5 protein-coding genes and 5 rRNA genes are annotated in these 14,833 nt (G+C 58.0%); 8 read left to right on the forward strand and 2 right to left on the reverse strand.

Annotated elements, in window-relative coordinates:
• Nucleotides 1-98: 98 nt before the first annotated feature.
• Together M1D89_RS04115 and rrf (M1D89_RS04120) are read left to right on the forward strand one after the other, a co-directional pair.
• Nucleotides 99-3,242: ribosomal RNA gene (locus M1D89_RS04115) — 23S ribosomal RNA — on the forward strand.
• A 149-nt stretch (nucleotides 3,243-3,391) separates the two neighbouring features.
• A 5S ribosomal RNA gene (gene rrf, locus M1D89_RS04120) occupies nucleotides 3,392-3,508 on the forward strand.
• A gap of 103 nt (nucleotides 3,509-3,611) precedes the next feature.
• Here the strand turns inward: rrf (M1D89_RS04120) and M1D89_RS04125 are convergent.
• Entirely contained in the window at nucleotides 3,612-5,513 is a 1,902-nt protein-coding gene (locus M1D89_RS04125; protein ID WP_498648293.1) for an AfsR/SARP family transcriptional regulator, read from the reverse strand.
• Nucleotides 5,514-5,635: 122 nt separating this feature from the next.
• On the opposite strand from M1D89_RS04125, the gene M1D89_RS04130 reads away from it, so the two are divergent.
• The 4 genes from M1D89_RS04130 to rrf (M1D89_RS04145) all read left to right on the forward strand — a co-directional run bounded on the left by M1D89_RS04130 (nucleotide 5,636) and on the right by rrf (M1D89_RS04145) (nucleotide 12,419).
• The gene (locus tag M1D89_RS04130; protein ID WP_498648295.1) at nucleotides 5,636-6,517 is read left to right on the forward strand and encodes an alpha/beta fold hydrolase; all 882 of its coding nucleotides are present in this window, start codon (nucleotides 5,636-5,638) and stop codon (nucleotides 6,515-6,517) included.
• A 427-nt stretch (nucleotides 6,518-6,944) separates the two neighbouring features.
• Nucleotides 6,945-8,465: ribosomal RNA gene (locus tag M1D89_RS04135) — 16S ribosomal RNA — on the forward strand.
• A gap of 546 nt (nucleotides 8,466-9,011) precedes the next feature.
• A 23S ribosomal RNA gene (locus M1D89_RS04140) occupies nucleotides 9,012-12,154 on the forward strand.
• A gap of 148 nt (nucleotides 12,155-12,302) precedes the next feature.
• Nucleotides 12,303-12,419 (forward strand): 5S ribosomal RNA (gene rrf / locus M1D89_RS04145).
• The 16S, 23S and 5S rRNA genes sit together here, the layout of an rRNA operon.
• Before the next feature lie 132 nt (nucleotides 12,420-12,551).
• On the opposite strand, the gene M1D89_RS04150 is transcribed toward rrf (M1D89_RS04145), so the two are convergent.
• Nucleotides 12,552-13,535 carry a patatin-like phospholipase family protein gene (locus M1D89_RS04150; RefSeq protein ID WP_498648297.1) on the reverse strand — a complete coding sequence of 328 codons (984 nt, stop codon included), beginning with the start codon at nucleotides 13,533-13,535 and terminating at the stop codon, nucleotides 12,552-12,554.
• Between the two features lie 202 nt (nucleotides 13,536-13,737).
• On the opposite strand from M1D89_RS04150, the gene M1D89_RS04155 reads away from it, so the two are divergent.
• Together M1D89_RS04155 and M1D89_RS04160 are read left to right on the forward strand one after the other, a co-directional pair.
• A complete protein-coding gene (locus tag M1D89_RS04155) occupies nucleotides 13,738-14,301 on the forward strand; it encodes a GNAT family N-acetyltransferase (protein ID WP_498648299.1) in 564 nt (187 codons plus the stop codon).
• A gap of 229 nt (nucleotides 14,302-14,530) precedes the next feature.
• Nucleotides 14,531-14,818, forward strand: a complete 288-nt coding sequence (locus M1D89_RS04160) for an HU family DNA-binding protein (protein ID WP_011776355.1) — start codon at nucleotides 14,531-14,533, stop codon at nucleotides 14,816-14,818.
• Nucleotides 14,819-14,833 lie beyond the last annotated feature (15 nt).

The raw sequence follows: 14,833 nt of genomic DNA on the forward strand, positions 1-14,833 counted from the left end.
TTTTGGCGGTTGGTGTGTGTGTTCTTACAGCAATTTCTTATGAATGAACCTGGCCCTTGTGGTCATGGTTCTCTCGAGTAAGTTTATTGATCTTGTGTGGTCAAGTTTTTAAGGGCACACGGTGGATGCCTTGGCATTAGGAGCCGAAGAAGGACGTAGGAATCTGCGATAAGCCTGGGGGAGTTGATAACCGAGCGTTGATCCCAGGATGTCCGAATGGGGAAACCCCGCACAACGCTGCAAGGTGATTGTGTGACCCGCATCTGAACACATAGGGTGCGTGGGGGGAACGCGGGGAAGTGAAACATCTCAGTACCCGCAGGAAGAGAAAACAATAGTGATTCCGTTAGTAGTGGCGAGCGAACGCGGATCAGGCTAAACCGTTTCCATGTGTGATAGCCGGCGGGCGTTGCATGGGCGGGGTTGTGGGACTTTCCGTTCTGGTTCTGCCGGACCAGTGAGGTGAGGTGCAGGCATAGGTGAACGGTCTTGAAAGGCCGGCCAGAGAGGGTGTGAGCCCCGTAACCGTAATGTTGTGCACGGCCTGGGGAGTATCCCAAGTAGCACGGGGCCCGAGAAATCCCGTGCGAATCTGTCAGGACCACCTGATAAGCCTAAATACTTCCTAATGACCGATAGCGGACCAGTACCGTGAGGGAAAGGTGAAAAGTACCCCGGGAGGGGAGTGAAACAGTACCTGAAACCGTGTGCTTACAATCCGTCGGAGCAGCCTTGTAGTTGTGACGGCGTGCCTTTTGAAGAATGAGCCTGCGAGTTAGTGTTACGTCGCGAGGTTAACCCGTGTGGGGTAGCCGTAGCGAAAGCGAGTCTGAATAGGGCGAGTGTAGTGGCGTGATCTAGACCCGAAGCGGAGTGATCTACCCATGGCCAGGTTGAAGCGACGGTAAGACGTCGTGGAGGACCGAACCCACTTCAGTTGAAAATGGAGGGGATGAGCTGTGGGTAGGGGTGAAAGGCCAATCAAACTCCGTGATAGCTGGTTCTCCCCGAAATGCATTTAGGTGCAGCGTTGCGTGTTTCTTGCCGGAGGTAGAGCTACTGGATGGCCGATGGGCCCTACAAGGTTACTGACGTCAGCCAAACTCCGAATGCCGGTAAGTCAGAGCGCAGCAGTGAGACTGTGGGGGATAAGCTTCATAGTCGAGAGGGAAACAGCCCAGACCACCAACTAAGGCCCCTAAGCGTGTGCTAAGTGGGAAAGGATGTGGAGTTGCGAAGACAACCAGGAGGTTGGCTTAGAAGCAGCCATCCTTGAAAGAGTGCGTAATAGCTCACTGGTCAAGTGATTCCGCGCCGACAATGTAGCGGGGCTCAAGTACACCGCCGAAGTTGTGGATTTCACATAATGCCCTAGCCTTCGTGGTTCAGGGGTGTGGAGTGGTAGGGGAGCGTCGTGTGGGCAGTGAAGTCGCGGTGGAAACCAGCGGTGGAGCCTACACGAGTGAGAATGCAGGCATGAGTAGCGAAAGACGGGTGAGAAACCCGTCCGCCGAATGATCAAGGGTTCCAGGGTCAAGCTAATCTGCCCTGGGTAAGTCGGGACCTAAGGCGAGGCCGACAGGCGTAGTCGATGGACAACGGGTTGATATTCCCGTACCGGCGAAAAACCGCCCATGCCAAGCGGGGGATACTAACCGCCCGGAGCCTGCCCGCTCACCCTTGTGGTGTTGTGGGTTTTGGCCGAGCGCGGGACCTGATCCCGGGAGGTAAGCGTATTAACAGGTGTGACGCAGGAAGGTAGCCGGGCCGGGCGATGGTTGCCCCGGTCTAAGGATGTAGGGTCAGGGATAGGCAAATCCGTTCCTGTGTGCTTCGAGCACGTTCCTGAGATCTGATGGGACCCCCGTATGGGGGGATCCGGTGATCCTATGCTGCCAAGAAAAGCATCGACGCGAGGTTTTAGCCGCCCGTACCCCAAACCGACACAGGTGATCAGGTAGAGAATACCAAGGCGATCGAGAGAATTATGGTTAAGGAACTCGGCAAAATGCCCCCGTAACTTCGGGAGAAGGGGGGCCTGCCCCGTGATGGAGACTTGCTCTCCGTGAGCGGGTGTGGGCCGCAGAGACCAGGGGGAAGCGACTGTTTACTAAAAACACAGGTCCGTGCGAAGTCGCAAGACGATGTATACGGACTGACTCCTGCCCGGTGCTGGAAGGTTAAGAGGACCGGTTAGCCCCTTGCGGGCGAAGCTGAGAATTTAAGCCCCAGTAAACGGCGGTGGTAACTATAACCATCCTAAGGTAGCGAAATTCCTTGTCGGGTAAGTTCCGACCTGCACGAATGGAGTAACGACTTCCCCGCTGTCTCAACCATAAACTCGGCGAAATTGCAGTACGAGTAAAGATGCTCGTTACGCGCAGCAGGACGGAAAGACCCCGAGACCTTTACTATAGTTTGGTATTGGTGTTCGGAGTGGCTTGTGTAGGATAGGTGGGAGACGTTGAAACCCGGACGCCAGTTCGGGTGGAGTCATCGTTGAAATACCACTCTGGTCACTTTGGACATCTAACTTCGGCCCGTGATCCGGGTCAGGGACAGTGCCTGATGGGTAGTTTAACTGGGGCGGTTGCCTCCTAAAAAGTAACGGAGGCGCCCAAAGGTTCCCTCAGCCTGGTTGGCAATCAGGTGTCGAGTGTAAGTGCACAAGGGAGCTTGACTGTGAGAGAGACATCTCAAGCAGGGACGAAAGTCGGGACTAGTGATCCGGCGGTACATTGTGGAATGGCCGTCGCTCAACGGATAAAAGGTACCTCGGGGATAACAGGCTGATCTTGCCCAAGAGTCCATATCGACGGCATGGTTTGGCACCTCGATGTCGGCTCGTCGCATCCTGGGGCTGGAGTAGGTCCCAAGGGTTGGGCTGTTCGCCCATTAAAGCGGTACGCGAGCTGGGTTTAGAACGTCGTGAGACAGTTCGGTCCCTATCCGCTGCGCGCGCAGGAAATTTGAGAAGGGCTGTCCTTAGTACGAGAGGACCGGGACGGACGAACCTCTGGTGTGTCAGTTGTACTGCCAAGTGCATCGCTGATTAGCTACGTTCGGATGGGATAACCGCTGAAAGCATCTAAGCGGGAAGCTCGCTTCAAGATGAGATTTCCATACACATTTATGTGTGAGAGGCCCCCAGCCAGACCACTGGGTTGATAGGCCGGATGTGGAAGCGAGGACTAAAGACTCGTGAAGCTGACCGGTACTAATAGGCCAACAACTTACACCACACACAACACACTGCACGCGTCCACTATGTGGTTCCCGAACAACAACCGTTCCAGGAACCAAACACAACTAAATACACAACAGCACAGTTGTAACCACAAAGACTTCCCACCCCCAACACCAAACGGCACGGGGGGACGGGTAACAAGGTTACGGCGGTCATAGCGTGGGGGAAACGCCCGGTCCCATTCCGAACCCGGAAGCTAAGACCCACAGCGCCGATGGTACTGCACCCGGGAGGGTGTGGGAGAGTAGGACACCGCCGGACAACCATTAAACCGGGGAGCCCCGACCACGAAGGTCGGGGCTCCCCGCATTTAACAACCAAACCCATAACAGAAGCCTCCACCACCCATGGAGGCTTCACCCCTTTAACCACCTACCGAGACAGCAGCCACCTCAAGCAGCCCCAAGTAGTGATCAACGCAGCCGAGGTCCACCACGCCGCTTCCGGCAGCCCGTTCACCCTTGGCCGGTTCCAAGGCACCCAATGCCCGGCGGATCACGGAGATCTCGCCCAATTCAACGGCTGACTGGGCAACGATGCACCAGGTCGCCTCGAGCAAAAGATCCGATGGCGGATCCGGAAGTCGCCGAAGAGCTTCGGTCGCCTCATGGCACGAGCCCGCCCTCACCAGCAAAAGGGGCCGAACCCAGCGCTCATAGGGGCCAAAATCGCCGTCACTTAATTCAGTGGCCTCGCGCAACTCGCGGGCCAAGGTGGACAAAGCCGCGATTCCGTCCGTGAAGCCAGGCATTTCTACAGGCAGCGGAGGCGGCAGGCTGTCGCCGAGGAAAGTCCACCGGAACCATTGGGTGAAGACGGTTGCCAACGGTCGCTCATGCCGCAGGGCCAGTCGGTCCACCGCATCGGCCTCGGAGCTGGCCGCACTGAGGTCATCCAGAGCACACAACGCCTGCATACGAATCAGCCGCCCGTTGATCTCAAAGGTGGGCGAATCGGCGTCGAACGCTATTGTTATCAGCTCCTGGCCGATATCGGCGCGGTCGGCTGCAAGCCCGGCTGAAGTGAAGGCTTGCATAAATCGGGCGCTGAGGGCGAAGCAGAGCAATTGCGCGTCTCCCAATCTTCTGGCGATCGACTCCGCTTCGCTGGCTTCCGGGTGGCGACCGCCGGTCCCCCGGGTTTCCATGGCTATGGTGGCCAGAAGACGCGCGCGGCTTCGATCGCTGAGGTTGGGGTTGGCTGCAAGCGCATTCTCGGCAGCGGCAATCACGATGGCGGCAGCGGCGGGGTCATCCGGGCGCGTCCATATCCCGGGTATGTCGTAGCCTCCAATGACGCGGGCGGCGAGTTCGGGATCGTTCAGCTCTGCAGCAGCTTGGATGGCCGCTATGCGTTGGGTGCGAGCTGTCTCAAGATTGCCGGCGACTGCCAAGCTGCCCAACACAGCGTTCGAGGCTTCCAACTGAACCCTCGTGCCGCTTCTGGAGTAGGCGGTGGCAGTCATAGCCAAACCGAGGGGTTCCTTTCGGTGCAACCGGGGATCCCTGCGGAGCATCTTGCTCTCAAGATCCACGAGCGCGGGGCTGGGGTCCAGCCCCAGTTCGTTGGCATGCTGCGCCCGTGCCCGCCGAAGGACGGCCAGTGCATCGCCTTGGCGGTGACTTTGGTACAGGGCCATGGCCAGCAAGCGCCATCCTTCTTCGCGCCAGGGGTTTTCCTCCACCTGTGCTTCCAGCATGGGGATGACCTCCGCCGGCCACCCGAGGTCCAGGCATGCAGAGGCAAAGCGTTCGACGGCGGTCTGCCGCAGCTCGGTCAGCCGTCTCACCTCAGTGAGGGCCCACGGCCGCTCGGCGAATTCCTGAAAGGCTGCGCCCCGCCACTCGCGGAGTGCAGTGGACAAGAGTGATTCGGCCTGGTTGGGCGTCGCTCCAGCTGTCCGGGCTACTGCCGACTCGAACCTCCAGGCATCAACGGCGTCGACGTGGAGTCGAAGGGCGTACCCGTCGCGCACTGTAACGAGCACCGAGGGTGGGGTGCGGGGTAACCGATGTGGTTCCAGGACGCGGCGAAGTTCACCAACGAAGGTGCGGACTGCTCCGACAGCTCCCGGTGGCGGCGCACCGTCCCACAGTTCGTCAATGAGTGACGCCGTCGAGATGTCGCGGCCTCCCAGTGCAACGAGTATGCCAAGGATTTCCCTGTGCCGGCGCTTGGATAGTTCCCGCACCTCTCCATCGACGGTCACCTGGAGGGGGCCGAGGACTCGGATCTGCACAGTATTTCGGATTGACGCAGTAACCACGAGTCAATCGTAGTGAGGAAGTAAGACAATCCAGGATGTCCCGTGCCTGCTACGGGTCCAGCTGATTGGCTGCTGATTCGCTGGCAGGAGAGTGGTTCTACCAACAACGAATGGAGGATCCATTGACTTTGACACTGCTTCCCGAGGCCACCTATCACCGTGTACCTGTAGCACCCGACGTCGAACTCAACGTCGCAGTAGCGGGGCACGGGCCCGCCGTCGTACTTTTGCATGGCTTTCCGCAGACGCACCTGATGTGGAGGCACATCGCCGCGGATTTGGTGGCGGACCACACTGTCATTTGCCCGGACCTTCGTGGCTACGGGGCGAGCGATAAACCGGCAGAAAAAGGGGAGGAAACGTACTCGAAGCGAACGATGGCCGCGGACATCGTCGAGGCGGTCAGTGCCCTTGGGCACCATCGCTTCGCACTGGCAGGTCACGACCGTGGTGCCTTGGTTGCTGTGCGGGCAGGCTTGGACCATCCCGGCGTCGTCAGCCACCTGCTGGTCCTGGATGTGCTGCCGACGTTGGATATGTGGGATATCCTCCACGGGGCGGATGCGAAAGTGGCTTGGCACCTTTATCTGATGGCTCAGCCAGCGGGAATCCCCGAGCCCATGATCGAAGCGACTGCAGACTCCTTCTTTGCATCGTTCATCGACGGATGGACGGCCGATCCTGAAGCGATCCCGCCACGGTATCGGGAGGAATATCTGAAGGCATCGGGTCAGGCAGTGTGGTCAATCGTTGCGGACTACCGGGCTTCTGCGGGAATCGACGTCGCGCATGATCGCGCAGATAGGAACGGCACACGCACCCTGCCAATGCCAGTGACGGTGATGCAACAGGACTGGGGAGCGGTGCTGGGCTATGACGCCGCTGCCCTGTGGAGTGCTTGGGCGCCGGATCTTAAACACATGACCGTGAACACTGGCCACTTCATGGCCGAGGAGAATCCCGCGGCGGTGGTTGCGGCCCTGCGTGAGTTGATGGAGCGCTAGTGAGTGGCGTTCGACGGCGGTTTGGTGGGGTTTTGGGGGTATGTGGGGTGGGGTTGGGGGTGGATTTGCGTTGGGGGTGTGGGGGGTGTATTGTTTTCTGAGTCGCCGGGTGCGAAACGGAAAGCCGGAAGGTGTGTACGGTTCGGTAGGCGGCCAAAAATAACTCTTCTTTTCCAATGGCCCTGTTGGGTGCGCTGCTTTTGTGGTGTGCTGTGGGTGATGTTTTGGGGGGTCTGTTGTTTGAGAACTCAATAGTGTGCCAAGTTTGTTGATACCGATTGTTTTTCAATTGGTTGAAATTATGGCTGGATCATTGCGCACCCCCGTGTGTGGTGGTCTGGTTTTCAGCTGGTTTCGAATTTTGTGCAGCCGCGTTCTACCGTTATTTCCGGTGAGTGTGGTTGTGTCTGTTTGGTTTTGTTTTACTTCAACGGAGAGTTTGATCCTGGCTCAGGATGAACGCTGGCGGCGTGCTTAACACATGCAAGTCGAACGATGATCCCAGCTTGCTGGGGGATTAGTGGCGAACGGGTGAGTAACACGTGAGTAACCTGCCCTTGACTCTGGGATAAGCCTGGGAAACTGGGTCTAATACCGGATACGACCATCTGGCGCATGTCATGGTGGTGGAAAGCTTTTGTGGTTTTGGATGGACTCGCGGCCTATCAGCTTGTTGGTGGGGTAATGGCCTACCAAGGCGACGACGGGTAGCCGGCCTGAGAGGGTGACCGGCCACACTGGGACTGAGACACGGCCCAGACTCCTACGGGAGGCAGCAGTGGGGAATATTGCACAATGGGCGCAAGCCTGATGCAGCGACGCCGCGTGAGGGATGACGGCCTTCGGGTTGTAAACCTCTTTCAGTAGGGAAGAAGCGAAAGTGACGGTACCTGCAGAAGAAGCGCCGGCTAACTACGTGCCAGCAGCCGCGGTAATACGTAGGGCGCAAGCGTTATCCGGAATTATTGGGCGTAAAGAGCTCGTAGGCGGTTTGTCGCGTCTGCTGTGAAAGACCGGGGCTCAACTCCGGTTCTGCAGTGGGTACGGGCAGACTAGAGTGCAGTAGGGGAGACTGGAATTCCTGGTGTAGCGGTGAAATGCGCAGATATCAGGAGGAACACCGATGGCGAAGGCAGGTCTCTGGGCTGTAACTGACGCTGAGGAGCGAAAGCATGGGGAGCGAACAGGATTAGATACCCTGGTAGTCCATGCCGTAAACGTTGGGCACTAGGTGTGGGGGACATTCCACGTTTTCCGCGCCGTAGCTAACGCATTAAGTGCCCCGCCTGGGGAGTACGGCCGCAAGGCTAAAACTCAAAGGAATTGACGGGGGCCCGCACAAGCGGCGGAGCATGCGGATTAATTCGATGCAACGCGAAGAACCTTACCAAGGCTTGACATGAACCGGAAAGACCTGGAAACAGGTGCCCCGCTTGCGGTCGGTTTACAGGTGGTGCATGGTTGTCGTCAGCTCGTGTCGTGAGATGTTGGGTTAAGTCCCGCAACGAGCGCAACCCTCGTTCTATGTTGCCAGCGCGTTATGGCGGGGACTCATAGGAGACTGCCGGGGTCAACTCGGAGGAAGGTGGGGACGACGTCAAATCATCATGCCCCTTATGTCTTGGGCTTCACGCATGCTACAATGGCCGGTACAAAGGGTTGCGATACTGTGAGGTGGAGCTAATCCCAAAAAGCCGGTCTCAGTTCGGATTGGGGTCTGCAACTCGACCCCATGAAGTCGGAGTCGCTAGTAATCGCAGATCAGCAACGCTGCGGTGAATACGTTCCCGGGCCTTGTACACACCGCCCGTCAAGTCACGAAAGTTGGTAACACCCGAAGCCGGTGGCCTAACCCTTGTGGGGGGAGCCGTCGAAGGTGGGACCGGCGATTGGGACTAAGTCGTAACAAGGTAGCCGTACCGGAAGGTGCGGCTGGATCACCTCCTTTCTAAGGAGCTGCTAGCAACTGCTGGTGTCCGTGCATGCGGATATGTGAGTGGTTGTCAGTGTTGCCCATTGCGCAGGCGTCTGTTCTGCGGTGGGTGCTCATGGGTGGAATATCAACGAATCAAACTTGTTTGGCATGGCCTTCACCGGTTGTGTCCTGGTGCCAGTACGGCAATCCTGTGTCCCTTTTGGGGGGTGTGGTGTTGTGTGGAACGCGTCGGGGCGTGGTGTGTGTGGGGTTGTGTTTGGCGCACTGTTGGGTCCTGAGGCAACAGGACCTTTTTGCAGCAATGCATGGGGGCATCTTCTGGTGTTTCTTTTGTTCCTGCTTCCGGTTCTTACCATTGTGTCCCCGTTTTGCGGGGTGGTGGTGGTCTGGTTGACGGGGTTGTTGTTTGAGAACTACATAGTGGACGCGAGCATCTAGAACACACACGTGGCTGGCCCCTTTTTGGCGGTTGGTGTGTGTGTTCTTACAGCAATTTCTTATGAATGAACCTGGCCCTTGTGGTCATGGTTCTCTCGAGTAAGTTTATTGATCTTGTGTGGTCAAGTTTTTAAGGGCACACGGTGGATGCCTTGGCATTAGGAGCCGAAGAAGGACGTAGGAATCTGCGATAAGCCTGGGGGAGTTGATAACCGAGCGTTGATCCCAGGATGTCCGAATGGGGAAACCCCGCACAACGCTGCAAGGTGATTGTGTGACCCGCATCTGAACACATAGGGTGCGTGGGGGGAACGCGGGGAAGTGAAACATCTCAGTACCCGCAGGAAGAGAAAACAATAGTGATTCCGTTAGTAGTGGCGAGCGAACGCGGATCAGGCTAAACCGTTTCCATGTGTGATAGCCGGCGGGCGTTGCATGGGCGGGGTTGTGGGACTTTCCGTTCTGGTTCTGCCGGACCAGTGAGGTGAGGTGCAGGCATAGGTGAACGGTCTTGAAAGGCCGGCCAGAGAGGGTGTGAGCCCCGTAACCGTAATGTTGTGCACGGCCTGGGGAGTATCCCAAGTAGCACGGGGCCCGAGAAATCCCGTGCGAATCTGTCAGGACCACCTGATAAGCCTAAATACTTCCTAATGACCGATAGCGGACCAGTACCGTGAGGGAAAGGTGAAAAGTACCCCGGGAGGGGAGTGAAACAGTACCTGAAACCGTGTGCTTACAATCCGTCGGAGCAGCCTTGTAGTTGTGACGGCGTGCCTTTTGAAGAATGAGCCTGCGAGTTAGTGTTACGTCGCGAGGTTAACCCGTGTGGGGTAGCCGTAGCGAAAGCGAGTCTGAATAGGGCGAGTGTAGTGGCGTGATCTAGACCCGAAGCGGAGTGATCTACCCATGGCCAGGTTGAAGCGACGGTAAGACGTCGTGGAGGACCGAACCCACTTCAGTTGAAAATGGAGGGGATGAGCTGTGGGTAGGGGTGAAAGGCCAATCAAACTCCGTGATAGCTGGTTCTCCCCGAAATGCATTTAGGTGCAGCGTTGCGTGTTTCTTGCCGGAGGTAGAGCTACTGGATGGCCGATGGGCCCTACAAGGTTACTGACGTCAGCCAAACTCCGAATGCCGGTAAGTCAGAGCGCAGCAGTGAGACTGTGGGGGATAAGCTTCATAGTCGAGAGGGAAACAGCCCAGACCACCAACTAAGGCCCCTAAGCGTGTGCTAAGTGGGAAAGGATGTGGAGTTGCGAAGACAACCAGGAGGTTGGCTTAGAAGCAGCCATCCTTGAAAGAGTGCGTAATAGCTCACTGGTCAAGTGATTCCGCGCCGACAATGTAGCGGGGCTCAAGTACACCGCCGAAGTTGTGGATTTCACATAATGCCCTAGCCTTCGTGGTTCAGGGGTGTGGAGTGGTAGGGGAGCGTCGTGTGGGCAGTGAAGTCGCGGTGGAAACCAGCGGTGGAGCCTACACGAGTGAGAATGCAGGCATGAGTAGCGAAAGACGGGTGAGAAACCCGTCCGCCGAATGATCAAGGGTTCCAGGGTCAAGCTAATCTGCCCTGGGTAAGTCGGGACCTAAGGCGAGGCCGACAGGCGTAGTCGATGGACAACGGGTTGATATTCCCGTACCGGCGAAAAACCGCCCATGCCAAGCGGGGGATACTAACCGCCCGGAGCCTGCCCGCTCACCCTTGTGGTGTTGTGGGTTTTGGCCGAGCGCGGGACCTGATCCCGGGAGGTAAGCGTATTAACAGGTGTGACGCAGGAAGGTAGCCGGGCCGGGCGATGGTTGCCCCGGTCTAAGGATGTAGGGTCAGGGATAGGCAAATCCGTTCCTGTGTGCTTCGAGCACGTTCCTGAGATCTGATGGGACCCCCGTATGGGGGGATCCGGTGATCCTATGCTGCCAAGAAAAGCATCGACGCGAGGTTTTAGCCGCCCGTACCCCAAACCGACACAGGTGATCAGGTAGAGAATACCAAGGCGATCGAGAGAATTATGGTTAAGGAACTCGGCAAAATGCCCCCGTAACTTCGGGAGAAGGGGGGCCTGCCCCGTGATGGAGACTTGCTCTCCGTGAGCGGGTGTGGGCCGCAGAGACCAGGGGGAAGCGACTGTTTACTAAAAACACAGGTCCGTGCGAAGTCGCAAGACGATGTATACGGACTGACTCCTGCCCGGTGCTGGAAGGTTAAGAGGACCGGTTAGCCCCTTGCGGGCGAAGCTGAGAATTTAAGCCCCAGTAAACGGCGGTGGTAACTATAACCATCCTAAGGTAGCGAAATTCCTTGTCGGGTAAGTTCCGACCTGCACGAATGGAGTAACGACTTCCCCGCTGTCTCAACCATAAACTCGGCGAAATTGCAGTACGAGTAAAGATGCTCGTTACGCGCAGCAGGACGGAAAGACCCCGAGACCTTTACTATAGTTTGGTATTGGTGTTCGGAGTGGCTTGTGTAGGATAGGTGGGAGACGTTGAAACCCGGACGCCAGTTCGGGTGGAGTCATCGTTGAAATACCACTCTGGTCACTTTGGACATCTAACTTCGGCCCGTGATCCGGGTCAGGGACAGTGCCTGATGGGTAGTTTAACTGGGGCGGTTGCCTCCTAAAAAGTAACGGAGGCGCCCAAAGGTTCCCTCAGCCTGGTTGGCAATCAGGTGTCGAGTGTAAGTGCACAAGGGAGCTTGACTGTGAGAGAGACATCTCAAGCAGGGACGAAAGTCGGGACTAGTGATCCGGCGGTACATTGTGGAATGGCCGTCGCTCAACGGATAAAAGGTACCTCGGGGATAACAGGCTGATCTTGCCCAAGAGTCCATATCGACGGCATGGTTTGGCACCTCGATGTCGGCTCGTCGCATCCTGGGGCTGGAGTAGGTCCCAAGGGTTGGGCTGTTCGCCCATTAAAGCGGTACGCGAGCTGGGTTTAGAACGTCGTGAGACAGTTCGGTCCCTATCCGCTGCGCGCGCAGGAAATTTGAGAAGGGCTGTCCTTAGTACGAGAGGACCGGGACGGACGAACCTCTGGTGTGTCAGTTGTACTGCCAAGTGCATCGCTGATTAGCTACGTTCGGATGGGATAACCGCTGAAAGCATCTAAGCGGGAAGCTCGCTTCAAGATGAGATTTCCATACACATCATGTGTGAGAGGCCCCCAGCCAGACCACTGGGTTGATAGGCCGGATGTGGAAGCGAGGACTAAAGACTCGTGAAGCTGACCGGTACTAATAGGCCAACAACTTACACCACACAACACACTGCACGCGTCCACTATGTGGTTCCCGAACAACAACCGTTCCAGGAACCAAACACAACTAAACAACACAACACCACAGTTGTAACCACAAAGACTTCCCACCCCCAACACCAAACGGCACGGGGGGACGGGTAACAAGGTTACGGCGGTCATAGCGTGGGGGAAACGCCCGGTCCCATTCCGAACCCGGAAGCTAAGACCCACAGCGCCGATGGTACTGCACCCGGGAGGGTGTGGGAGAGTAGGACACCGCCGGACAACCATTAAACCGGGGAGCCCCGACCACGAAGGTCGGGGCTCCCCGCATTTAACCACCAAACCCACCCCGCATGCTGATCTTCAGCAGGACTGAAACCCGGCTAAAGCACGACTCAGCCGGGTCAACAGTCACTAGCGCCAGAATTCCGTGATTTGCCCGGCGAGGGCCCTGCCTTGGCTGAATCCGGCCTGGGCAGCAGCTGGCCGCAGCGTCAGATCCATCGCATTGATGCCGAACATGTGCTCCGCCTCGCTGGCAGGGAAGATTGTCTCAACCCGGCTCCCGCTACGCCGCAGTTCGTCCACTTGCCCGGATAAGTGCATGCCCCAGTCCAACGGAGTCCGTGTCCGGCCGCCAAACGGTGACAGCACCAGTACGCGGCTGTACCCGGCTGCCAGGTCTGCATTCTCAGCGTTGGTCCGGTAGCCGCCGTCGATATAGTGATTGCTGCCGATAGCGTAGGCGAAGCCACTGGCGCAGCTGGCCGCCACTGCGTCAACCAACTCCACTCCGCTATGGCGGTGGAACACCACACCTTTACCGGTTTGGGCATCAACCGCGGTGAGGAGCACTAGTCGTTCCGTCCACTCCTGACGAGGCAGACGGGCTGCAACGGTTGCGCGCCACCGCGCACTGGAACCGTCCATAGCTGCGGCCATGTCTATGGCGGCGGCGCCCATCCTGCGGCGCATATCAGCCATATCCGCAGAGGCCTCCAGGATTTTGCCTGTTCGTTCCATATGGTCGGACACAGGCCGGGCTCTGTCGTTGGCGCCGCTGGCATCAATCAAGCTGGAGGGCCTTTGGGGTGCGGCCGCAAGGATGGCGTCAAAGAGCACAGCGGGGTTGGCCCCGGCAAACTGGGCCGCCGCCGTCGAACCAGCCGATGTACCGACGGTGAGGTCCGCAGCGGTCACGTCCAACCCGGCGTCGTACAGGCCGGCGACGACGCCGATCAGCCAAGCGTTGCCGGTGGACCCGCCACCGCCGAGGATTAGTGCCCGTCCACCGGCGGGCACCCTTTGTGATGCGTCAACCCTCAGCTGAGACTGGTGCGGACCCGGATGGCCGGAAGTCGAGGGATAGGGAAGCGGAGAAGAGGATGTTGTGTTCATGAGAGTCGCCTTTCGCGAATTTGCCTGACGGCGCTCCCAGTGGCGACTAGTTCAGTCGCGGGATCGTGGACTGCAGGGGAGCGCCCACTGTGGATACTGCGTACATGGGACTCACCTCCTGTCGAAAATCACGATCACGGGAAAGCTATCACTCGGCCCACGTGTTCGCAATCGCGAGGGTGGTGGCGGGTAGAGTCTGGGGATGATTCTCACGCGAAGCCTGAACCGCGCCTCCACTGAGAAAGCGTACGGTCAGCTCCTAGTGCGTCCCCTGGAACATTCAGATGCCGCGGCCTTGGCGGTTGCTTACCGGCGGAACCGTGAGCACCTGGCACCGTGGGAACCCACCCGGGTAGATGAGTTCTTCACCACCACGGGCCAGGCTGCGGTGATCCGGGCCAAGCTGAACCTCTACGACCAGGGCTCCGAGGTACCTTGGGTGGTGACGACACCAGAGGGCATCATCGGGATGATCGTGCTCTCCGGGATTGTCCGTGGGCCGTTCCTCAATGCCAACCTCGGCTACTGGGTGGATGCAGCCTGGACGCGCAAGGGCATAGCGTCAGGTGCGGTGGCCGCCGTCGTGAATATGGCCACAAATGAGCTGGGCCTGCACCGCCTCCAAGCCGCTACGCTGGCCCACAATACGGGCTCCCAAGCAGTCTTGGAGCGGTCTGGTTTCAAGCGGATCGGGATGGCTCCGTCCTACTTGCAGATCGCCGGGGAGTGGCAGGACCACGTTCTTTTTCAGCGGATTCTGTTCTAACCGGAGAGGCCCGGCAGAGCGACGGCTGTCCCTACTGCCGATGCCGTAGGGTACGCCAAGGGCGTAAAGCACCCCTAAAAACCCCGAAAATCCGGTGATCTTGGTCAAAAAGGCGCGGAAACACGCGGAATTTGCTGGCCATGTGAGCCCAAGCTGGTAAGTTTTCGAACAGTGGCTTGCTCGCATTCCGCTTGAAAGCTCAAAAACGTATGAGTCCAGGAGGACGTAAATGGCTAAGAACCGTAGTGAACTCGTTGCAGAGGTAGCAGGCAAGGCTGGCACCAGCCAGGCAGCAGTCAACTCCGTGCTCGATGCACTGTTCGAAGTTTTCGAGACTTCTGTCGCCGCCGGCGAAAAGATCACCATCCCGGGCTGGCTCGCAGTTGAGCGCACCGACCGTGCAGCTCGCACGGGTCGCAACCCGCAGACCGGCGAAACCATCCAGATCGCAGCCGGCCACAGCGTCAAGCTGACCGCTGGCTCCAAGCTGAAGGCTGCTGTCGCCAAGAAGAAGTAACTATTCTTCGGCGAA

Source organism: Arthrobacter sp. D3-18 (assembly GCF_054408525.1).

Coding starts and splice junctions, on each gene's coding strand:
- M1D89_RS04150 (WP_498648297.1), bottom strand. CDS start 13,535: ATGAACACAACATCCTCTTCTCCGCTTCCCTATCCCTCGACTTCCGGC.
- M1D89_RS04155 (WP_498648299.1), top strand. CDS start 13,738: ATGATTCTCACGCGAAGCCTGAACCGCGCCTCCACTGAGAAAGCGTAC.
- M1D89_RS04160 (WP_011776355.1), top strand. CDS start 14,531: ATGGCTAAGAACCGTAGTGAACTCGTTGCAGAGGTAGCAGGCAAGGCT.